The sequence below is a fragment of the Streptomyces sp. NPDC018026 genome, assembly GCF_044327745.1.
GTDB classification, from domain to species: Bacteria; Actinomycetota; Actinomycetes; order Streptomycetales; family Streptomycetaceae; genus Streptomyces; species Streptomyces rubrogriseus.
On sequence record NZ_JBIRFY010000001.1, the window covers coordinates 449,027 to 469,546 of the forward strand.

The window sequence follows — 20,520 nt, forward strand, 5'->3', positions numbered from 1 at the left end:
CGGCGCACACCGGCCCGGGGCTCAGCGGCCCGGGGCTCAGCGGGCGGTCAGCTCGTGGCGGGCCCGGGCCGCCGCGCCCAGCGGCACGGCGTCGCTTCCCAGGGCCGCCCGCAGCAGCTTGACGGGGTGGCCGCTGATCGGCGGTTCGGCGGCGAGCGGCTCCCGGATCAGCGGTTCCAGCAGCGTCCAGGCGCCGCTGACGCCGCCCCCGATCACGACCGTGCCGATGTCGACGAGGCCCGCGGTCATCACGATCGCGCGAGCGATACCGGCGCCCGCCGCCGCGAACACGCCGTGGGCGTCGGCGTCCCCGTCCCGGGCCGCCTCGGCCACCTCGCGGGCCGTCAGCTCCCGCCCGGTGCGCTCGCCGTAGCGGGCCCGCAGCGAACGGGCCGAGGCCAGCGTCTCCAGGTGGCCGCGGCCGCCGCAGGTGCACGGCAGGTCGCCGAAGCCGGGGATGTGGCCGATCTCGCCGGCCGCGCCGTGCGCCCCGGTGCGCAGCTCGCCCCCCGTCCACAACGCCCCGCCGACACCGGTGCCCAGGGTCATGCCGAGGACGTCCTCCTCGTCCGCCGCCGCACCGCACGCGATCTCGCCGCGCAGGAACGCGTTGACGTCGTTGTCGAGGAAGGCGGGTACGCCCAGTGCGGTGCGCAGGGCGGCGGTCACCGGGAAGCCGGCCCAGTCGGTGAACGAGTCGCTGGCCACCAGGATGTGACCGGAGGCCGCGTCGACCACTCCGGCCGCGCCCACCCCCACGGCGGCCAGCCGGCCGGGTGTGCGCGCCCGCACGGCGGCGAGCGCGTCGAGTGTCGCGGCGATCATCGCCCGGCCGCCGGAACGTGCCGGAGTGGCCACCTCCGCGCGGTCGAGCACCTTCAGTTCCTCGTCGCAGAGCACCACCTGGGTGGTGGTGCCGCCGATGTCGACCCCGGCGAAGACCGGGGCGCCGGGACCGCTCACCCCTGCTCCTCCGTCCGCCCGGCGGCGAGGGTCGCCAGCCGCTCGGCCCGGCGGCCGCGCTGCACGACGGGGTCGGGCACGGGCACCGCAGCCAGCAGACGGCGGGTGTAGTCGGTCTCCGGGTGCAGCAGGGTGGCCGACGTCAGGCCCTGCTCCTCGGCCAGCCCCGCCCGCATCACCACCACCCGGCGGGCGAACTGCTGCACGACGGCCAGGTCGTGGGAGACGAAGAGGCAGGCGAAGCCCAGCTCCTCCTGCAGCTCGCCGATCACTTCGAGGACCGCCTGCTGCACGCTCACGTCCAGGGCGCTGGTGGGTTCGTCCGCCACCAGCAGGCGGGGTTCGAGGACCAGGGCGCGCGCGAGGCTCACGCGCTGGCGCTGGCCGCCGGACAGCTCGCGCGGCGCGCGCCGGGCCACCTCGCGCGGCAGCCGGACCCGGTCCAGCACGTCGGCGACCAGGGATTCCCGCTCCCTGCCGGACAGCTTCCGGCGGTGGATCCGCAGCGGTTCCGCGACACACTCGCCGACCGTCATACGGGCGTCGAGCGAGGCGACCGGGTCCTGGAGCACGACACCGATGCCGGCCCGCAGCGCACGCCGGGCCCGCGCGCGGGTGGCGGCCAGGTCGGCGCCGAAGAGGGTGACGGACCCGGCCGTGGGCGTGATCAGGCCGAGCGCCACCCGGGAGGCGGTGGACTTGCCGGAACCCGACTCTCCCACCAGGCCCAGGGTCTCCCCGGGGTGGACGGCGAAGGAGACACCCTTGAGGGCGTGCACCGCCTGCTTCCCGCGGCCGAAGACCACCGAGACGTCCTTGAGTTCGACCGCGGGCTCTGAGCCGGGCGCGGCACCGGACCCGTCGGCCCGCCGCTCACCGGACGCACCGGACGCACCGGACGCACCCGACGCACCTGATGACGCACCGGGCTCACCGGATTCGGCGACGGACAGGCGCGGTACGGCGGACAGCAGCCGCTTGGTGTAGTCGTGCGTCGGACGCAGCAGCACGTCCTCGACGGGCCCGGTCTCCACGACGGCGCCCTGGTACATCACCGCGACCCGGTCCGCGAAGTCCGCGACGACGCCCATGTTGTGGGTGACCAGCAGGACACCCGTGCCGGTCTCCGCGGCGAGCCGCCGCAGCAGGTCGAGGATCTCGGCCTGCACGGTCACGTCGAGCGCGGTGGTGGGCTCGTCGGCGATCAGCAGCGCCGGTTCGTTGGCGATGGCCATGGCGATGACCACGCGCTGGCGCTGGCCGCCGGAGAGCTGGAACGGGTAGGAGCGGGCCCGCTGCTCGGGCTCGGGGATGCCGACGCGGCGCAGCAGTTCGACGGCGCGCGCGGCGGCGTCCGCCGCGGAGATCCGCCGGTGGTTGCGGATCACCTCGGCGATCTGCTTGCCGACCCGGGTCAGCGGGTCGAGCGCGGTGGCCGGTTCCTGGAACACCATGGAGACGGTCGATCCGCGCAGCCCGGACAGCTGTTCCTCGTCGGCGCCGACGATGTCGATCCCGTCGACCACGGCCGTTCCGGTGGCCCGGGCGTTGCCGGCGAGCAGGCCCATGGCGGCCAGCGCGACGGTGGACTTGCCCGAGCCCGACTCGCCGACCAGGGCGAGCGTCTCGCCGGGCGCGACGCTCAGGGACACGCCGCGCACGGCCTGTACCGTGCCGGTCTCCGTGGTGAAGACGACGCCCAGGTCGTCCAGGTCGAGGATGTGCCCGCCGGTGGCGGGAGCGGCCGGTCGTCGAACGGCGCTCATGCCCGCCCCCTCACGTCGAATGCGTCCCGGAGTCCGTCTCCGATCGCGTTGAACGCCCACACCACCAGGATGATGGCGAGGCCGGGTGGCACGATCAGCCACCAGTAGCCCGAGTAGGCCGCCGTCATGCCGGACGAGAGCATGCCGCCCCAGTCCGTGGACGGGGGCTGGACGCCCAGACCGAGGTAGGAGACGTAGGCCACCAGCAGGATCGCGTCGGCGATCTGGAAGGTGGCGGCCACGATGACGGTCGACACCGAGTTCGGCAGGATGTGCCGGATGATGGCGCGCGCGTGGGTGCCGCCGATCGCGCGCAGGGTGAGGACGAAGTCCCGGTTCTTCAGGGTCAGCGTCTCCGCCCGCACCAGGCGCGAGGGCACCAGCCAGGAGATGAGACCGAGGATGAGGACCAGGCCGGTCAGGTCGGGGGTGGTGATCGCCGAGACCACCAGCAGGATGAACAGGGCCGGGATGGCGATGCCCGCGTCCACCACACGCATCATGACCGCGTCGATCCAGCCGCCCGCGTAACCGGCGGCGGCCCCCCACAGCGTGCCGATGACCGTGGCCAGCACACCGGCCGACAGACCGACGATCAGGGACACCTTGCCGCCGTACATCAGCCGGCCCAGTTCGTCGTGGCCGACGGCGTCGGTGCCGAGCCAGTGGGCGCCGCTGGGCGACTGGTTGACCTGCTGGAGCAGCGTGTGCGTCTGGTCGGTGGTGTAGAGCAGCGGACCCACGAAGCAGAACAGCACGAAGAAGACCACGATCCCGAGCCCGACCACGGCGAGGCGGTTGCGCAGGAAGCGGCGGACCGCGAGCCGGGTGCCGGAGGCGGCGCGCTCGGGCTTCGCGGCGAGCCCGTCCAGGGAGGTGAGGGAGCTCATGACCGACCTGCCTTCACTCGGGGGTCGATGACGCGCTGCAGGACGTCGGCCAGGAGGGTGCCGGTCACGGTGGCGATCGAGATGACCAGGACGCAGCCCAGCAGCACGGGATAGTCGGAGGACTGGGCGGCGGTCCAGAACAGCAGGCCCATGCCCGGGTAGTTGAAGAGCTGCTCCACCACCAGCGCACCGCCGAAGAGGACCGGTATGTAGTAGCCGAGCATGGCCACCACGGGGGTCAGCGAGTTGCGGAAGACGTGCCGCGTCAGGATGGCCCGGGGACGGGTGCCGCCGGCCCGCGCCGTGCGCACGTAGTCCTCGGTGAGGTTCTCCAGCGTGGCCGAGCGCATGTAGCGGCTGAAGACGGCGACCATCGTGGCCGCGCCGGCCACCACCGGCAGCACCAGCCCCTGGGGCTGCGAGAGGACGTCGGCGACGCTGTTGCCCTGGGGTGCCTGGGCCGGGAACCAGGGCAGGACCTGGCTGAAGACGAGGACCAGGATCAGTCCGAGGAAGTACACGGGGGTGGAGTAGGCGATGAAGCTGAGCGTGGTGATGACGTAGTCGACCGGCTTGTTGCGGCGGACGGCCTGCCACACCCCGAGCGGCACCGCGACCAGCAGGCCGACGACCGCCGAGAGCACGGTCAGCAGCAGGGTCTTCGGCAGCCTCTCGGTGATCAGCTGGGAGACGGGTTCGTTGAGGGTGTAGGACATGCCGAGATCGCCGTGGATCAGCTGGTTCAGGTAGTACACGTACTGAACCGGCAGCGGCTTGTCGAGCCCCTGCTCGTGGTTGAAGGCGGCGATCTGCGAGGCGGTGGCCTAGGGGCCGAGGATGCCGCGGGCGGGCCCCCCGGGCAGGGCGTGCAGCAGGCAGAACACCACGACGGTCACGAGGAGGACCACCGCCAGGGCCTGCAGGACCCGCCTGATCAGGAAGGAGTATGTACTCATGGGTTTCCGGGTGACTGGGTGGGGACGGGACGGCTGCCGGTGAGGGGACGCGGGCGCGGGCTCACTCGGTCCACGCCCACATGGCGGGGTGGAAGTTGGCGAGGGAGTCCTGGGCGAATCCGCCGAGACCGTCCCTGATCACGGAGACCTGGTAGTCGGGCTCGGGAAGCCAGACGACGGGCAGGTCCTCGGCGAGGGCCTTGCTGTAGTCGAGCATGGCGTCGGACGACGAGGAGGTGGTGGTCCGGTCGATCAGCCGGTCCACCTCGGGGTTGGAGTAGCTGCCGAAGTTGGAGCCGCCGCCGCTCGCGAAGAGCGCGTCACCGCTGGGGTAGGCGGGGAAGTACCAGCTGCCCGCGCTGCCGAAGAAGGAGAGCTGCCACTTGCAGGCGGGGTCGTCCTTCTCGCACTGTCCGGTCTGCGAGAGGACCGAGTTGACCGGTGCGGTCTTGATGTCGAAGTCGATGCCGGTCTCCTCGAAGGAGGACTGCAGGGCGCTCATCATGTTGTCCGTCTCGGTGGAGCCGGACTGGGAGAGCACCCGCATTCTGAACTCGGTGCCCTTCTCGACGCCCTCGCCGCACTGCCCCTCGCCCGCGCCCGGTGAGGTGCACACCATCGTGCCGTCCTTCATGCTCCAGCCGTGGTCCGTCAGCAGCTTGCGCGCCGCGGAGTTGGAGAAGGGGTACGGCTCCGCCTTCTGCTCGTCCGAGAGGAAGCCGGACGGCTGCCCCTGCGGGACGGGACCGTAGGTGGGTACGGCGGTGCCGTTGTAGAGCACCTTGGACAGCGTCTTCTGGTCGACGGACATCTGGATGGCCTGCCGGGCGTACAACTGCCGGAAGACCGCGCCCATCTCGGGGTTGTTGAAGTTGTACGGCATGTAGGTGACGGCCCAGCCGGACCACCGCTCGACGTGGTAGCCGAGGTCCGTGAAGGACTTCTTGATCCCGAGGTCGGAGGCCCTGATGTAGCCGTAGTCGACCGTGCCCGCCCGCAGCGCGTTCTCCTCGGCGGCCACGGTGGTGAAGGACAGCAGGTTGATCTGCTCGACGTGGGCCGCGCCCCCGCCGTCGTACTTCTCGTTCTCGACGAGCTCGACCCGGCCGGAGGTGGAGAAGGACTTGATCCGGTACGGTCCGCTGACCGTCTTCCACAGCGGGTCGCTCGCGTAGCGGGAGATCTTCTTGCCCGCGTCGATCAGGTACGTCCACACCTTCTTGGCGCCGGCCGGGGTGCGGTCGAGGTCGGAGACGGTTCCGGAGTCGCTGGTCTTGTCCCACACGTGCTGCGGCATCACGCGGATCATGCTCAGCTCGTTGGCGAGCATCCACTGCTGGTTGTAGGCGCGGTCGAAGTCGAGCGTGAAGTGCCGGTCGTCGATGGTCCTGAAGGACGACCAGACGTCCGGGGCCTTGCCCGGGCTGTAGCTGGCCCACGACTTCTTGTTCTCCCTGACCAGGTTGAACCAGAACTCGACGTCCCGGGAGGTGATCGGCTCACCGTCGCTCCAGTGACGGTCGCCGAGGGTGATGGTGACGCTCTTGTCGTCCGCGGCGAACTTCGCGTCCGTCGCCAGCGAGTTGTCCTTGTTCCAGCCGATCTCGCCGGAGGAGCCGTCGTAGGCGATCAGGGGCTCCCACAGCACCTGGGATATGGAGGCGTTGTTCGTGTTGAGGTGCCCCGGCGTCCCGATCGGCACGATCCAGTTCGGGGTGAAGTTCGCCGGGAGGGCGTAGTTGATCTCGTCCTTGGAGCCGGCGGGGGCGGACACGCCGCCCGTGCAGCCGCTGAGCAGCACGCCCACGGCCGCGCATGCGCCGACGACGAGCGCCCGGCGTCGGCGTGGCGCTGTGCGAGCAGGGGACATGTATCTCCTCCAGGTGAGTGGCCTGGAGGTAGCTAACGCCTGACTCGGTGCAGGCACAAACAAAGTTGAGTAACAACTAAGTATCTCCGTTTCTGAAAAAAGTCCCGCCCCTGTCGTAGCCGGGAATTGCCGCACTGATCACCATTCACGGGACGGCGTTTTAGGCGTACTGTCTGCATCGGACCGACGATGGGGAAGTAAGCACGTACATGAATGAAATAAGTACGCCCGGCCGGAGGACGGCAGGCACCTCGGCACTGGCGGCGCGAGCCCTCGAACTCATCGCCTCCGGCCGGGCGACCTCCCGGGCCCAGCTCGCCGAGCTGCTCGGCGCCGCGGCCTCCAGCGTCTCGGTGGCCGTGGCCCAGCTCGTCGAGCACGGCCTCGTCGCCGAGGAAGGGACCCAGTCCTCCACCGGCGGACGTCCGCGCAAGGTGCTCAGACTCGGCGGCCAGGACGAGTTCGCCGTCGCCGCCGACCTGGGCGGCAGCCACGCCCGGGTCGGCGTGGTCCTGCCCGGTGGCGAACTGCGCGACGTCTCCACCGTGCCGCTGGTGATCGCCGAGGGCCCGCAGGCGGCCCTCTCCCGGCTCGCCGCCACCCTGGAAGAGCTGGTCGGACACCACGGGCGGGGACGGCTGCGCGGTGTCGGTCTCTCCCTGCCGGGCCCGGTGGACACCGCGACGGGCAGTGTCGTACAGCCCTCCCGGATGCCGGGGTGGAACCGCTTCCCCGTCGAGTCCTGGCTCCGGGAGCGTTTCGCGGTGCCCGCCGTCGCCGACAACGACGCCAACTGCATGGCCGTCGGCGAGCACATCGCCCGCAAGGGGCGCCACCAGCAGGTGATCATGGTGAAGATGGGCACCGCGATCGGCGCCGCCGCCCTCGTCGACGGCCGGCTCTACCGCGGCGGCACGGGCGCGGCCGGGGAGATCACCCACATCCGCATCGCCCGCGGCGACCACGTGCCCTGCTCCTGCGGCAACACCGACTGCCTGGAGACGGTCGCCTCCGGCGCCGCACTGGTCCGGGTGCTGCGGGACGGGGGCGTGGAGGTCACCAGCGCCGAGGACGTGGTGCGGCTGGCCACCGACGCGCACCCGGAGGCCAACCGGGCGGTGCGCAGGGCCGGGGACTACCTCGGCCAGGTGCTCGCCGCGAACGTCAACTTCTTCAACCCGGACGCCGTCTACCTGGGCGGCATCCTCTCCACCGTCGAGCCGTTCGTCGCCGCCGTCCGCAGCCAGCTCTACGAGAGCTGCCACCCGCTGGTCACCGAACACCTCGCCATCGAACGAGCCGTCCTCGGCCGGGATGCCGGTCTGGTCGGCGCCGGACTGTTCGCCCTCCAGCGGGCACTGGGGCAGGCGCTGCGCCAGGTCGGCGGAGCGCAGCTGGACCCGGACCGGTTCCAGGCCCCCACCACCCCGTGACCCTCCTGAAACCCCCTGAACCTCCTGAAATCCCCTGAAACAACGCCCTCCCGCACCACCCGCACGAACGAGGAGCCATGTCCCACCCCAGCACCCCCACCTCAACCCCCACCTCGGCCCCGGCCCCCTCCCGCCGCCCCGTCGTCGCCATCGCCGGCCTCGGCATCGAGTCGTCCACCTTCTCGCCCGCCCGCACCCAGGCGCCCGCCTTCCACCCCTCCCGCGGCCAGGAGGTACTGGACCGCTACCCCTTCCTCGCCGCCGGCGGGGAACTGCGCGAGGCGGCCGACTGGCACGGCGCCCTGGTCGGCAAGTCGCTGCCCGGCGGCACCGTCACCGCCGAGGCCTGGGAGGAACTCACCGGGGAACTCCTCACCCGGCTCGCCGCCCTGCCCCCGCTGGACGGCCTCTGGTTCGACATCCACGGAGCCATGACCGTCGAGGGCGTCGACGACGCCGAGGCCCTGCTGCTGGAGAAGGTGCGCTCCGTCGTCGGCGACGACGTGATCGTCTCCACCTCCATGGACCTGCACGGCAACGTCTCCCGCGCCCTCGTCCACCGCAGCGACCTGATCACCTGCTACCGGATGGCCCCGCACGAGGACCACATGGAGACCAAGGAACGCGCCGTCCGCAACCTGCTGACCCACCTCGCCTCGGGCGCCCCCCGCCCGCTGAAGGCATGGGTGCCGGTGCCCGTCCTGCTGGCCGGTGAGCAGACCTCCACCCGGATCGAGCCCGCGAAGAGCGTGTACGCGGCCGTCCCCGAGGTCGAGGCCCAGGACGGCGTGATCGACGCGGCGATCTGGGTCGGCTACGCCTGGGCGGACGAACCCCGCAACCGGGCCGCGGTCGTCGTCACCGGGCACGACGAGCAGGCGGTGTCCGCGGGCGCCGAACGGCTGGCCCGCGGCTTCTGGGACGCCCGCCACGACTTCGACTTCGTCGCCCCCACCGGCACCTTCGACGACATCCTCGACGAGGCCCTGGCCGGCGAGCGGCGCCCGTACTACGTCAGCGACACCGGCGACAACCCGACCGCGGGCGGCGCCGGCGACGTGACCTGGGGCCTGGCCCGCCTGCTCGCCCGCCCCGAGTTCCAGAAGGAGGACGGGCCGACCGTCCTGTACGCCTCGGTGCCCGGCCCCGAGGCCGTCCGGCAGGCCGCCGCCGCGGGTGTCGGAGCCACGGTGACGGTGACGGCGGGCGCCGAGGTCGACGACCGGCACGCCGGACCCGTCACCCTCACCGGAGTCGTGCACGCCGTCCGGCTCGGCGACCGCGACGCCCGCACCGAGGTGGTCGTCCGCGTCGGCAGCGCCTACGTGATCCTCACCGAGCTGCGCAAGCCCTACCACCACGAGCACGACTTCACCGACCTGGACCTCGACCCGCGCGGCGCCGACATCGTCGTAGTGAAGATCGGCTACCTGGAACCCGAGCTGTTCGCGATGGCCGCCGACTGGAAGATGGCGCTCACCCCGGGCGGCGTCGACCAGGACCTCGTACGCCTCGGCCACCGCCGCATCCGCCGGCCCATGTTCCCCTTCGACCCCGCCATGGCCGACCCGGACCTGACCGCCCGCCTGATCCCGGCCGCCGACCGGCCGCTGACCGGGGACGACGAATGAGCCCCCGCCCCAGCCTCGAGATCGCCGTCGTCTCCCCGGCCGGCGCCCGCACCGCCCGCGAGAACGGGGCGGACCGCGTCGAACTGTGCACCGCACTCGAACTGGGCGGCCTGACCCCCTCGACCGCGACGGTCGAGGCGGCCGTCGAGTCCGGGCCGCCCGTCCACGTCCTCGTCCGCTGCCGCCCCGGCGACTTCGTGTACGACGCCGAGGAGGTCGCCCTGATGGCAGCCGAGGTGCGCACCGCCCTGCGCTCGGGCGCCCGCGGCGTCGTCGTCGGGGCGCTGACCGCGGACTGCGCCCTCGACACGAACGCCCTCGCGGCACTCGCCGGCGCCGCGCGGGACACCGACCCCGCCGCCGGGGTCACGCTGCACCGCGCGGTGGACCAGGCGGCCGACCCGGTGGCCGCCGTCGCGGCGCTGCCGGGGCTCGGCATCACCCGCGTCCTCACCTCCGGCGGCGCGCCGACCGCCGTCGGGGGCAGCGCCGCGCTCACCGCGATGGCCGCCGCGGCCCCCGGGACCGACGTGGCCGCCGGGGGCGGAGTGCGGCCGGACGACATCGCCGCGCTGCTGGCGGCGGGCGCCACCTCGGTGCACCTCTCGGCCAAGACCCGGGCGACCCCCCGGCGCGCGGCCGGCTGGGTGCCGCTTGGCGCCGGCGGCACCTCGGCCGCCGACGACACCCACTTCCTGACCGACGGCACCGTCGTCGCGGCCGCCAGGAGAGCGCTCGACGCCGCCGTCGCACGGAGTGCGGAGGCCCCGGGCACCCCTCGGTGAACGAATCGCGGGCCGAACCGGGACACTGGCACCGTGGACGCACTCGCCGGACTGCTGGAGGGCCCCCGGGCCCGTGGGGCCTTCATGATCCGCGCCTGTTTCGACCCGCCGTGGGCCGTGCGCGTCGAGGACCGGGCGCCGCTGACCGTCATGCTCATGGTCCGCGGCGGCGCCTGGATCGTGCCGGACACGGGGGAGCGGCTGCGGCTGCGGGCCGGTGACCTGGCCATCGCCCGCGGCCCCGACCCGTACGTCTGCGCCGACGACCCCGGCACCGCCCCGCAGGCGGTGATCCTGCCGGGCGGCGCGTGCAGCTACCCCGACGGACGGCCCCTCAACGGCTCGATGGACCTCGGCGTACGCACCTGGGGCGACCGCGCCGACGGCGAGGCCGTCCTCCTCATCGGCACCTACCTGGTCCGGGGCGAGATCGGCGGCCGCCTCCTCGACGCGCTGCCCCCGCTGCTGTCCCTCACCTCCGAGGCGTGGGACAACCCCCTCACCCCGCTGCTGATGGCGGAGGTCACGCGGGACGAGCCGGGCCAGGAAGTCGTCCTGGACCGGCTCCTGGACCTGCTGGTCATCGCCGCGCTGCGGGCCTGGTTCGCCCGGCCCGCGGCCGAGGCACCCGCCTGGTACCGGGCGCTGGGCGACCCGGTCGTCGGCCGGGCGCTGCGGCTGCTCCAGGACGACCCGGCGCACCCCTGGACCGTCGCGTCCCTCGCCGCCAAGGCCGGGGTCTCCCGTGCCGCGCTCGCCCGGCGCTTCACCGACCTGGTCGGCGAACCGCCCATGGGATACCTCACCGGCTGGCGCCTCGCCCTGGCCGCCGACCGGCTGCGCGACAGCGAGGACACCCTCGGCGCCATCGCCCGCCAGGTCGGCTACGGCAGCGCGTTCGCCCTGTCCACCGCCTTCAAACGGGCGTACGGGGTCAGCCCGCAGGAGTACCGGGTCCCGGCCCCGGCGTAACCTGGCAGGCGTGTACGCGGAGCGGGCGTCCCGGCTGAGCGGGGCGGTGGTGTGGACCAACACGCCGTCCGGGCCCGGTCCCGGGCGGGTCCTTCCCGACGGCTGTATGGATCTGCTCTGGTACGACGGCCGGCTACTGGTCGCGGGCCCCGACACCCGGGCCCACGTCACCGGGAGCGCCCAGGGGCCCTGGGCCGGTGTCCGCTTCTACCCCGGCACCGCGCCCGCCCTCCTCGGCGTCCCCGCCGACGCCCTGCGCGACCGGCGCGTCGAGCTGACCGACCTCTGGCCGGCCGCCCGCGCGAGGCGGCTGGCCGCCCGGGTGAACGCCGCCCCCGATCCGGCGACCGGCCTGGACGAGGCCGCGCTGTCCCGCGCCGCCGAGGCCGGGCCCCCGGACCCGCTGCTCGCCCGGGTCGTCGCCGCCCTCGACGCGGGCCGCCCGGTCGCCGGGACCGCCGACGCGCTCGGCATCGGAGCCCGGCGCCTGCACCGCCGCTCCCTGGCGGCCTTCGGCTACGGCCCCAAGACGCTGGCCCGCGTCCTGCGCCTGCAACGCGCCCTCGCCCTGGCCCGGGACGGCACGCCCCTGGCCGAGACGGCCGCCCGCACCGGATACGCGGACCAGGCCCATCTGACCCGGGACGTACGGGAGCTGGCGGGAGCCACCCCCGGCGAGCTACTGCGCGGAAGCTAGCGGCGCGAACAGGTCGACGCCGTGGCCGTCGGGGTCGTTGACGACGGCATAGCGTTGCCCCCAGGGGGCGTCCCAGGGCTCGCGCTCGCCCTTGCAGCCGGCTCCGGTCAGCTCGGCGTACAGGGCATCCACCTCGGCGGGCGTGTCGCACAGCAGGGCGAGCGAGTGCCGCCCGCCCCCGGCAGGCGGCTCCCATCCGGGAGTGAAGGAACGGATGGACGCCTCGGTGTCCAGCAGCAGCCGGATCCCGCCCGGCAGCGCTGCCTCGGCGTGCGGCTGTTCCTCGGAGCCCTCGGGGAAGGCGAAACCGAGCCGGCGGTAGAAGGTCACGGACGCGGCCATGTCGGAGACGACGAGGCCGATGGCGTTGAATCGTGCGGTCATGGGGCCACCGTAGGCAGGGCGCGCGCACCCGGTCTTGAAGGAAACGGACACCCGGGCGCCGCGCCGCCCGCCTCAGAAGCTCCTCAAGTCCGTTGAACACGACCGGGTGCACAGCCGATCATGGCCGCATGCTCGGACGACTCGCCCCACCGGAACTCAACGTCCTCGTCCTGCGCGACACGGACGTCGCCGCGCACGACATCCGCCAGGCGCTCGCCGAGGCGACGCCCGAAGAACGGCCCGGACTGGAGCGCGCCGCGGCCCTGGTCGAGCGGTCCGCCGCGGTCCCCGACGCGGAGCTGCTGGCACGCTGGGTGCACGAACGCCTCGCCGCGGCCGGTCACCAGGGCCCCGTCGACTCCGTCCGCGCCGTCAAGACCCTGCGCGAGGCCGCCCCAGGCCTCAGCCTGCGCCAGGCCGTCAAACTGACGAAGGACGCCGCCGCCCACCAGCCGTAGGCGGCGGCGCCGGGCGTCACAGGCTCGTCTCTCCGGCGAGGCCGAAGAAGTCGTGCCACTTGCGGCCGTCGACGAACCCGTCGCTGCCGTTGGACACGTTCACGTACACGTCGGCGAGGTCGTTGTGGGTGAACGTGACGATGTCGGCGTTGCCGTCGCCGTCGTAGTCGCCGACGTACGGGAACTCGCCGTCCGGGGCGAAGAAGTCCGCCCACTTCTGGCCGCCGCCGAACACGGCGCCGTCCGACAGCGCCACGTAGACGTCCGCGGCCTCCCCTCCGGTGAAGGTGACGATGTCGTCGTGGCCGTCCCCGTTCACGTCGGCGACCCGGGGCCGCTCGCCCTCCGGCGCGAAGTGGTCGTGCGCCTTGTACGGGGCGCCGAACTTCCCGCCCTCGTTCAGGGCGACGTACACGTCGTTACTGGCGTCCTGGGTGAAGGCGACGAGGTCGTCCAGGCCGTCACCGTCCACGTCGCCGACGGCCGGGAACTGCGCCCACGGCGCGAAGTCGTCGTGCCACTTCCGGCCTTCGCCGAAGGCCCCGCCGTCCGAGAGGGCGACGTACACGTCGGCCGTGTCCTCGCGGCTGAACGTGATGATGTCGTCGACGCCGTCACCGTCGAAGTCGCCGACCGCGGGCACCTCGCGGCCGGGAGCGAAGTGGTCGTGCCACTTCTGGCCCGTGCCGAACGACTTGCCGTCGGAGGTGGCGACGTACACGTCCGCGTTCGCGCCGTGGGTGAAGGTGACGACGTCGTCCTTGCGGTCGCCGTTGAAGTCGCCGGTCAACGGGGTCTCGCCGCCGGGCGCGAAGTGGTCGTTCCACTTCACCTCCCGGCCGTCGAACCCGTTGCCCGTGGACCTCGCGACATAGACGTCCGCCCGGTCGTCCTGGGTGAAGGTGACGACGTCGTCCTTCTGGTCGCCGTCGAAGTCGGCCGGAGAACCGCCCGCCATGCCGCCGCCGGTGAGCCGCACCCGCATCAGGAAGACGTTGTAGGGCTGCCACTGCGACATCGCGAAGTACAGGTACGGACTGTTGGAGTCGGCCGACCACGGGTGGATGAACGACCCGTACGGCTGGGGGTAGTCGGCGCCCGACGCGACCACCTGCTTGCCGCTCCACGGCCCCCACGGGGTCGCCGAGGTCCGCATCACGACCGAGCCGCCCGGGTCGTCCAGGTACATCATCACGAACCGGCCGAGATAGCGGCTGTACTGCACGGACAGTTCACCGACCGGACCACCGGCGACCGGCGTCGCGGCGTACGGGTCGGTCACCCAGTCGCCGCCCGTCCAGTACCGGTAGGCACCGGGCTCCAGGAGCTGCCCCTCGGGGACACGGGACAGGTACGCGTCGCCGAACCGGCCGTTCTTGGTGCCGTACAGATAGACGTAGCCGCCCTGCTTGAGCATGGCCGCCATCTGGAACTTGTTGCCGAAGCCCGCGTCGTTCTGCCAGCGGGCGTCGGCGTCCTTGACCCAGTTCTCGCCGTTGTCGTCCGAGTAGGCGATGCCCGAGTAGTTGGTGAACCACTCGCCGCCCTTCGCGCTCCAGCGGCGCACCGACATGTAGTGCATGTACTGCCGGTCGCCGACCGAGATGCCGGCGGTGGGGATGGTGGTCAGCTCGTCGTTGTCGACGCGCTTGCACGGCAGGACCTGCTTGGCGTGGCCCGGACGGTCCGTCGCCATGCTGTCGATGTTCATGCCGTCGGCCAGGTTGCGGTCGGCGCTGCGCGCCACCAGGTTGCAACGCCAGTCGAGCGTGGCCGGGTCGCCGACGGCGGCCCCCGGCCCCGTCCAGCCGTTGCCGTACGAGTCACCGAACGCGGTGAGGATCTCGCCCTTGCCGTTGTCCCACATGATGCCGAGGTCGGTCGCCTTCAACTGCCAGCGGGCATCGGTGGCGCTGGTCGAGCCGGGCCCGGTCAGCTTGGCCACCCGCTCGGCGCGCGACAGCACACCGGCGGCCCTGACGTCGGCGGAGGTGACCGCCGCCTTGGTGGTCACGCCCGGTGCCTTGTCGTGGCCGGGCGGGGGTGCGGACGACGCGGTACCCGCGCCGGCGAACAGCGAGCCGATGACCAGCGAGGCCAGCGACAGTGCGGCCGGGAGCAGTCTCCCGGGTCTGCGATTCACAGAGGTTCCCTTTCGTACTGGTCGGTCAGAGGCTGGTTTCGCCGGGGGTGCCGAAGAAGTCGTGCCATTTGCGGCCGTTGACGAAGCCGTCGGTGCCGTTGGAGACGGATACGTAGACGTCGGCTTCGGTGTTGTGGGTGAAGGTGACGATGTCGTCCTTGCCGTCGCCGTCGTAGTCGCCGACGTAGGGGAATTCGCCGGTGGGGGAGAAGAAGTCGTTCCAGCGGGAGCCGGGGCCGTACTTGCTTCCGTCGGACAGGGCGACGTAGACGTCGGATTCGGTGCCTTGGGTGAAGGCGATGATGTCGTCCTTCTGGTCGCCGTTCACGTCGCCGATGCGGGGGAGTTCTCCGGCGGGGGCGAAGTGGTCGTGGACGAGTTGGCCGGTGCCGAAGGCGTCCTTGCCGTTGGAGAGGGCGGCGTAGACGTCTGCGGTGGTGCCTTGGGTGAAGGTGATGAGGTCGTCGTCTCCGTCGCCGTCGATGTCGCCGAGGGCGGGGAATTCTCCGTTGGGGGCGAAGAAGTCGTGCCAGACGGTGGCGGTGTGGAAGCCGTCGGTGCCGTTGGAGAGGGCGACGTAGACCTTGGCGTCGGCGTCGTGGGTGAAGGTGACGATGTCGTCGTAGCCGTCGCCGTTGACGTCGCCGACGGCCGGGACTTCGCCGCCGGGGGCGAAGTGGTCGTGCCAGACGGTGGCGGTTGCGAAGCCGTTGCCGTTGGAGAGGGCGACGTAGACGTCGGAGTCGGTGCCCTTGGTGAAGGTGACGACGTCGTCCTTGTGGTCGCCGTTGAAGTCGCCGGTGAGCGGGGTCTCGCCGCCGGGGGCGAAGAAGTCGTGCCAGACCTTCGCCTCGCCGAATCCGGCGCGGGTGGACGGCGCGACGTAGACGTCCGCCTCCGGGTTCTGGGTGAACGTCACGATGTCGTCCACACCGTCACCCGTGAAGTCCGTCGGCGAACCGCCGAGCAACGGCTGGGGTGTGCCGCAGTTGCCGCTGGTGTGGCGGGCGGCCGTGGCGCTGTAGCGCAGTGCCACGCCGTCGATCACGACGGGCATGTTCTGGCCGTCGGCCTCCTGCTCGTAGTGCAGGTGGGCGCCGAACGACTCGCCCGTGTTGCCGACCTTGCCCAGCTCGTCGCCGGTACGGACGTACTGGCCCTTGGCGACGGAGATGCGGTCCAGATGGGCGACCAGGCTGGTCCAGCCGCCGCCGTGGTCGACGCGCACGTAGTTGCCGTACCCGGAGCTGTTGGGCATGGGCACGGCGTCGATCACGGTGCCGGACGCCGAGGCCAGGGCCGGGGTGCCGAGGTCGGCCGAGCCCGCGATGTTGAAGTCGATCGCGTTGTGGACCTCGGAGGAGTGGTGGTAGTAGTCCCGTCCCTCTCCGCACGGCCAGGGCGCGCGGAAGTCGGGGCGGGGGCCGGCGGCCGAGGCCGGCTGGGCGGGAAGCAGGAGGGAGCCCAGGGCCAGCACGGCGGTGCCGGCCAGGCCCAGACTGAGCTGCCGTCTTCGCACTTCGGAGGTCCTTCCTCGGGAACGGCGGTCGCCGTCGGTCGGGTTCAGAGAGAGGTTTCGCCGGGGAGGCCGAAGAAGTCGTTCCACTTCCTCGACGCCCCGAAGGCGGTGCCGGTGGAGAGCGCCACGTGCACGTCGGCCCCGGGAGCGTGGTCGAAGGAGACCACGTCGTCCCGGCCGTCCTCGTCGAAGTCACCGACGTACGGGAAGGCGCCGGGGCCCGAGAACCCCTCGTGCCAGACGCCCTTGGCGACGAAGCCCGTGCCGTCGGACAGGGCGACGCGGACCTCGGCGGCGGCGTCGGCGGTGAAGGAGGCGATGTCGTCGAGGCCGTCCCCGTCGAAGTCGCCCACGCGCGGCAGTTCGGCGCCGGGGGAGAAGCCGGTGAGGACCTTGCGCGCGGGTCCGAAGGACGAGCCGTCGGAGAAGGCGACGTAGACGGCGGCCTCGGTGCCCTTGGTGAAGGTGATGATGTCGTCCTTCTCGTCGCCGTTCACGTCGCCCACGGCCGGGAACTCGCCGCGCGGTGCGAAGTGGTCGTGCCATTTCCCGCCGGTGGCGAAGGACGTGCCGCTGGAGAGGGACACGTAGACGTCGGAGGAGTCGTCCTGGGTGAAGGTGACGATGTCGTCGGTGCCGTCGCCGTCGAAGTCGCCCACGGCCGGGACCTCGCCGCCGGGTGCGAAGTGGTCGCTCCACTTCTGCCCGGCGGCGAACGAGGTGCCGGTGGAGGGCGCCACGTAGACGTCGGCCGTCGACCCCTGGGTGAAGGTGATCGCGTCGTCCTTGTCGTCCCCGTTGAAGTCACCGGTGAGCGGTGTCTCCCCGGCGGGTGCGAAGTGGTCGTTCCACTTGCCGCCACCGGTGAAGGCGGTGCCGTCCGAGGGCGCCGCGTAGACCTCGGCGGCGCTGCCGCGGGTGAACGTGACGATGTCGTCCTTGCCGTCACCGGTCACGTCGGTCGGTGAGCCGCCGAGCATCAGGCCGCCCGCGTCGCCGTAGTGGACCTCGAGTTCCGCGATGGAGGTGAAGGTCCTGTCGCCGCCCGGCCGTCCGACGATCCGCACGCCGTCGCCCGCCGTCGGGTCGAAGGAGAACGTGTAGGTCCGGTGCGGGCCCGCGGAGCTGCCGTACGGGTAGTCGGGACCCACACGCTGCCCGGAGACGTCCACCCACCGGTTGTCGCGCCGTACCTGCACCCTCAGGTCGGCCGCGAACCAGCCGCCGTCGGCGAACATGTCACCGGTGGTGTAGGTGACCCTGTTCATCATGTACTGGCGCGGCCAGGTGTAGCCCCACCAGCTCTCCGTCTTGCGCTCGTCGTTCCAGTCGTCCTCGCTCTGGTCCCGGTTGCCGTCGGCGTAGTACGCGTCCTTGCCGAAGTGGGTGGCCCGCTGGACGGGCACGGTGCCGGGCTCGCGGGCGAGGTTGCGGTCCGGGTCGGCGGCGTTGTCCGGGACGGTGTCGCGGCGCGGTTCCAGACGCAGCTGCCGCAGGGAGAAGGTGTACGCCCAGTGGTCGCCGAACGGGTAACCGCCGCCGCAGGGGCAGACGTTGGACTGGAGCCACATCGACTTGCCGTCGGCGCTGATGTACTTGGAGGGGATGGTGGTCGCGTAGCCGCCGTGCTTGGTGTGGGTCCAGGGGTAGCCGCCGAAGTCCTTGGTCGCGAAGTGCTTCCAGGGCCCCCAGGGCGTCGGGGACTCGTAGAACTCGAAGGTGTACTCGGTCCACGAGGTGTAGACGTACCGGTTGAGCGGCTTGTTGTAGACCACGCCGCCCTGCCCGAGGACGGTCATGTTCCGCGCCCGGCCGGGAGTGAACACGTCCTGGTAGACGTGGCGGTCGTCGTGGAGGACCGGCTGCCGCCGGGCGATGTCCGCGGACCAGACCGGGTTGCCGGAGGCGTCGGTACCGGATGCGTACTGCCAGGCGTTCTCGTCCATGACGGAGTTCTTGTGCACGCGGGCCAGGTAGAGGTCGACCGGGTCGGGGACGGTGTCGTCGAAGGAGTCCCGCCAGTTGTGGTCCAGGCCGTAGGCGTACACGTAGTCGTCGGGGGCGTTGGCGTAGTTCTTGCCGTAGTCCAGGAACATCACCGTGGTGAAGACGCCGCCGCCGAACATGGGGCGGTCGCGGTCCCAGGTCCAGGTGCGGCCCTTGTCGGTGGATCTGGCGATGGTGGCGGCCGGCGCGTCGTTGAAGTCCATCGCCAGGTCCTGCACCGCGAGGTAGAGGTCGCCGTTCACGCAGGCCATGCCGGTGGGCTTGCGGTTGTGGCCCTCGCTCCATATCTGGCCGACGTCCGTGGAGAGCTGCGTGCCCGTCAGTCCGCCGGGCATGCCGGAGACCTTGGCGACGCCGATGTCGCTGTAGACGTCGCCGAAGCCGACGCCGTCGCCGTACGCGGTGTACACGCTGTCGTCGTCGGCCCAGCAGTTGGGCCAGAGGTCGCCGTGGTTCTTGTTGTCGCCGGCCGCGGGGGCGCCCACGGAGGCGGCGGGGTCCACCGCGACGGTCGAGAAGAAGTCACCGGCCGGAGGGGACGCGGAGGCGAGGGCGGCGGCCGGTACGGCGGAGGGCTCCGGGGCCGGGGCGTCCGCGGCCGTGCTCGACGGCACGGCGGTCAGCACCATACCGAGGACGACGGAGGCTGCGGCCAGGGCACTGCCCAGGGCTCTGGCCGGTCTGAGGGGTGGGGCGGATCTGGGCATGGGATTCTGCTCCCGGTGCGACTCGGGTCGGCCAGCTTCGAAATCGATTTCAGCGGACGGTACTAGGGCGCTGTGGGTGCGTCAACTGGGCTGCTGAGCCACGATGTTGGGGGCAAATCGGGAGGAAGGGCCGCTTTGCTGCGGCGTGAGGTCGGGGAGGCGCGGAGCCTGGAGCTGCCCGAGTGAAATCGCCGTTGCGGCAGGTCGGCCCGTACGTGAAATGGATTTCTCGACCACCGGAAGTCACCCGCGACCGGAGTGACCGGGACTCCATGGTGTGGAACGCGGGTGCGGCAGTATGACCGCATGATTCGTCACGCGCGTGTCCTGCCGGTGCTGGTGCTGGCCCCGCTGCTGCTCACCGCCTGCGGCACCGAGAAGGCGGGCGACCCCCGTCCGTCCGGTCCCCCCTCGGCCGCCGCCCCGGCCGCGGCCCCCGGCACCGGCGAACTCACGTCCCGCGCCCAGGCGATGGGTGTGGCCCCCGAACTGGTCTACGTCACCGAGGCTCCCGGCTTCACCCTCGCCCAGCAGTCCGTCGGTGTCCTCGGCGACGACGGCTTCTCCGCCACCTGGGTCGACCGCGACACCAACGCGCTACTGCGCCTGGCCGTCGACCGGGGCACGATCTCCGCCGGTACCTGCCCCGAGCAGCCCGTCGGCGACATGTCCGGCGAGCACACCACCTGCGAGCGCGACGGCGAGGCCTGGTACCGCACCGGCGCGGGACGGCACGAGTACGCGGTGCCCGAGGAGGGGCACGTCGTACGCGTGTCCGCCGAGCAGGACGCCGTACCGCGCGACGCCCTGCGCGCGGCCGCCCTCGCCGCCCACCGCCCCTACGCCGCCGAGACCGACCGCCTCCTGCCCTCCACCGAACCCGCGCCCGCCACGCCGGTCGAGCGCGGCGACCTGCCGCCGTTCGGGGACGGGGCCCCCGACAACCACGTGGACGTGGGCGGCTGACCCGGCGGTCCGGTTACGCCGTGAAGGCCGCCACCGTGTCCAGACCGGCCTGCCGCAGCGTGCGGTGGACGGCCGGGCGGGCGCCCCGGACGGTGAGGGCCACCGGCTCCGGCGTGCGCGTCACCGTCCGCAGCAGCGCGTAGGCGCAGGCCAGGTCGATGTGGTCCAGACCGCTCATCTCCAGGGTCCAGGTCCCCGGCTCCCGCAGCCGCGGGTCGAGGAGCAACTCCTCCAGCACGCCCAGGGCGGGCGCGTCCAGGTCTCCGGAGAAGGCCAGTACCGCGTGCTGCCCGTCGGCCTCGGCGATCCTTACGGGTGCGTCCGTCACGGCAGCCTCCTCGGTCGCGCATCGCGTGCGTGGTCTCCATTGTCC

Annotated in this window: 16 protein-coding genes and 1 pseudogene; 7 read left to right on the forward strand and 10 right to left on the reverse strand. The window is 72.1% G+C overall.

The genetic code is table 11. The annotated features are described in order from the left end of the window. Nucleotides 1-36: 36 nt before the first annotated feature. The 5 genes and pseudogenes from ACH4D3_RS01820 to ACH4D3_RS01840 all read right to left on the reverse strand — a co-directional run bounded on the left by ACH4D3_RS01820 (nucleotide 37) and on the right by ACH4D3_RS01840 (nucleotide 6,445). Nucleotides 37-963 carry an ROK family protein gene (locus tag ACH4D3_RS01820; RefSeq protein ID WP_398315276.1) on the reverse strand — a complete coding sequence of 309 codons (927 nt, stop codon included), beginning with the start codon at nucleotides 961-963 and terminating at the stop codon, nucleotides 37-39. Next, complete coding sequence (locus tag ACH4D3_RS01825) at nucleotides 960-2,729, reverse strand: dipeptide ABC transporter ATP-binding protein (protein WP_398315278.1); 1,770 nt, start codon at nucleotides 2,727-2,729, stop codon at nucleotides 960-962. Before ACH4D3_RS01825 ends, ACH4D3_RS01820 begins: the two co-directional genes overlap by 4 nt. Then, a complete protein-coding gene (locus tag ACH4D3_RS01830) occupies nucleotides 2,726-3,619 on the reverse strand; it encodes an ABC transporter permease (RefSeq protein ID WP_398315280.1) in 894 nt (297 codons plus the stop codon). The genes ACH4D3_RS01825 and ACH4D3_RS01830 overlap by 4 nt, the downstream gene beginning before the upstream one ends. Further along, nucleotides 3,616-4,575 (reverse strand): annotated as a pseudogene (locus tag ACH4D3_RS01835) (ABC transporter permease). Before ACH4D3_RS01835 ends, ACH4D3_RS01830 begins: the two are co-directional and overlap by 4 nt. Before the next feature lie 61 nt (nucleotides 4,576-4,636). Continuing rightward, the gene (locus ACH4D3_RS01840; protein WP_398315282.1) at nucleotides 4,637-6,445 is read right to left on the reverse strand and encodes a peptide ABC transporter substrate-binding protein; all 1,809 of its coding nucleotides are present in this window, start codon (nucleotides 6,443-6,445) and stop codon (nucleotides 4,637-4,639) included. Between the two features lie 209 nt (nucleotides 6,446-6,654). On the opposite strand from ACH4D3_RS01840, the gene ACH4D3_RS01845 reads away from it, so the two are divergent. The 5 genes from ACH4D3_RS01845 to ACH4D3_RS01865 all read left to right on the forward strand — a co-directional run bounded on the left by ACH4D3_RS01845 (nucleotide 6,655) and on the right by ACH4D3_RS01865 (nucleotide 11,963). Next, nucleotides 6,655-7,878 (forward strand): ROK family protein, encoded by a 1,224-nt coding sequence (locus tag ACH4D3_RS01845; RefSeq protein ID WP_398315284.1) that lies wholly within the window; start codon nucleotides 6,655-6,657, stop codon nucleotides 7,876-7,878. A gap of 77 nt (nucleotides 7,879-7,955) precedes the next feature. Continuing rightward, nucleotides 7,956-9,509: a M81 family metallopeptidase gene (locus ACH4D3_RS01850; protein WP_398315286.1), complete on the forward strand. Its 1,554-nt coding sequence runs from the start codon at nucleotides 7,956-7,958 to the stop codon at nucleotides 9,507-9,509. After that, nucleotides 9,506-10,294, forward strand: a complete 789-nt coding sequence (locus tag ACH4D3_RS01855; protein WP_398315288.1) for a copper homeostasis protein CutC — start codon at nucleotides 9,506-9,508, stop codon at nucleotides 10,292-10,294. Before ACH4D3_RS01850 ends, ACH4D3_RS01855 begins: the two co-directional genes overlap by 4 nt. 33 nt (nucleotides 10,295-10,327) lie before the next feature. Then, nucleotides 10,328-11,266, forward strand: a complete 939-nt coding sequence (locus tag ACH4D3_RS01860) for an AraC family transcriptional regulator (protein WP_398315290.1) — start codon at nucleotides 10,328-10,330, stop codon at nucleotides 11,264-11,266. 10 nt (nucleotides 11,267-11,276) lie between these two features. Beyond that, nucleotides 11,277-11,963, forward strand: a complete 687-nt coding sequence (locus ACH4D3_RS01865; RefSeq protein WP_398315292.1) for a helix-turn-helix domain-containing protein — start codon at nucleotides 11,277-11,279, stop codon at nucleotides 11,961-11,963. Here ACH4D3_RS01865 and ACH4D3_RS01870 read toward each other — a convergent pair. Continuing rightward, on the reverse strand, nucleotides 11,946-12,347 hold the full coding sequence (locus tag ACH4D3_RS01870) for a VOC family protein (RefSeq protein WP_398315294.1): 402 nt from the start codon (nucleotides 12,345-12,347) through the stop codon (nucleotides 11,946-11,948). The genes ACH4D3_RS01865 and ACH4D3_RS01870 overlap by 18 nt on opposite strands. Nucleotides 12,348-12,475: 128 nt before the next feature. On the opposite strand from ACH4D3_RS01870, the gene ACH4D3_RS01875 reads away from it, so the two are divergent. Next, on the forward strand, nucleotides 12,476-12,805 hold the full coding sequence (locus tag ACH4D3_RS01875) for a hypothetical protein (protein WP_398315296.1): 330 nt from the start codon (nucleotides 12,476-12,478) through the stop codon (nucleotides 12,803-12,805). A gap of 16 nt (nucleotides 12,806-12,821) precedes the next feature. On the opposite strand, the gene ACH4D3_RS01880 is transcribed toward ACH4D3_RS01875, so the two are convergent. From ACH4D3_RS01880 to ACH4D3_RS01890, 3 genes are read right to left on the reverse strand one after another with little or no spacing between them, the layout of a single operon-like run. Continuing rightward, the gene (locus ACH4D3_RS01880) at nucleotides 12,822-14,948 is read right to left on the reverse strand and encodes a DUF4185 domain-containing protein (RefSeq protein ID WP_398315298.1); all 2,127 of its coding nucleotides are present in this window, start codon (nucleotides 14,946-14,948) and stop codon (nucleotides 12,822-12,824) included. Nucleotides 14,949-14,973: 25 nt separating this feature from the next. Further along, on the reverse strand, nucleotides 14,974-16,467 hold the full coding sequence (locus ACH4D3_RS01885; protein ID WP_398315300.1) for a peptidoglycan DD-metalloendopeptidase family protein: 1,494 nt from the start codon (nucleotides 16,465-16,467) through the stop codon (nucleotides 14,974-14,976). Nucleotides 16,468-16,511: 44 nt separating this feature from the next. Beyond that, nucleotides 16,512-19,181: an FG-GAP-like repeat-containing protein gene (locus tag ACH4D3_RS01890; RefSeq protein ID WP_398315302.1), complete on the reverse strand. Its 2,670-nt coding sequence runs from the start codon at nucleotides 19,179-19,181 to the stop codon at nucleotides 16,512-16,514. A gap of 306 nt (nucleotides 19,182-19,487) precedes the next feature. On the opposite strand from ACH4D3_RS01890, the gene ACH4D3_RS01895 reads away from it, so the two are divergent. Next, nucleotides 19,488-20,147: a hypothetical protein gene (locus tag ACH4D3_RS01895; RefSeq protein ID WP_398315304.1), complete on the forward strand. Its 660-nt coding sequence runs from the start codon at nucleotides 19,488-19,490 to the stop codon at nucleotides 20,145-20,147. 13 nt (nucleotides 20,148-20,160) lie between these two features. Here the strand turns inward: ACH4D3_RS01895 and ACH4D3_RS01900 are convergent, their stop codons facing one another. After that, nucleotides 20,161-20,475 carry an STAS domain-containing protein gene (locus ACH4D3_RS01900; RefSeq protein ID WP_398315306.1) on the reverse strand — a complete coding sequence of 105 codons (315 nt, stop codon included), beginning with the start codon at nucleotides 20,473-20,475 and terminating at the stop codon, nucleotides 20,161-20,163. Between the last annotated feature and the right edge of the window lie 45 nt (nucleotides 20,476-20,520).

Bases quoted from the DNA above. Each gene is read 5' to 3' on its own strand.
- ACH4D3_RS01825 (WP_398315278.1), bottom strand. From the start codon at position 2,729: ATGAGCGCCGTTCGACGACCGGCCGCTCCCGCCACCGGCGGGCACATC.
- ACH4D3_RS01830 (WP_398315280.1), bottom strand. From the start codon at position 3,619: ATGAGCTCCCTCACCTCCCTGGACGGGCTCGCCGCGAAGCCCGAGCGC.
- ACH4D3_RS01840 (WP_398315282.1), bottom strand. From the start codon at position 6,445: ATGTCCCCTGCTCGCACAGCGCCACGCCGACGCCGGGCGCTCGTCGTC.
- ACH4D3_RS01845 (WP_398315284.1), top strand. From the start codon at position 6,655: ATGAATGAAATAAGTACGCCCGGCCGGAGGACGGCAGGCACCTCGGCA.
- ACH4D3_RS01850 (WP_398315286.1), top strand. From the start codon at position 7,956: ATGTCCCACCCCAGCACCCCCACCTCAACCCCCACCTCGGCCCCGGCC.
- ACH4D3_RS01855 (WP_398315288.1), top strand. From the start codon at position 9,506: ATGAGCCCCCGCCCCAGCCTCGAGATCGCCGTCGTCTCCCCGGCCGGC.
- ACH4D3_RS01870 (WP_398315294.1), bottom strand. From the start codon at position 12,347: ATGACCGCACGATTCAACGCCATCGGCCTCGTCGTCTCCGACATGGCC.
- ACH4D3_RS01875 (WP_398315296.1), top strand. From the start codon at position 12,476: ATGCTCGGACGACTCGCCCCACCGGAACTCAACGTCCTCGTCCTGCGC.
- ACH4D3_RS01890 (WP_398315302.1), bottom strand. From the start codon at position 19,181: ATGCCCAGATCCGCCCCACCCCTCAGACCGGCCAGAGCCCTGGGCAGT.
- ACH4D3_RS01895 (WP_398315304.1), top strand. From the start codon at position 19,488: ATGATTCGTCACGCGCGTGTCCTGCCGGTGCTGGTGCTGGCCCCGCTG.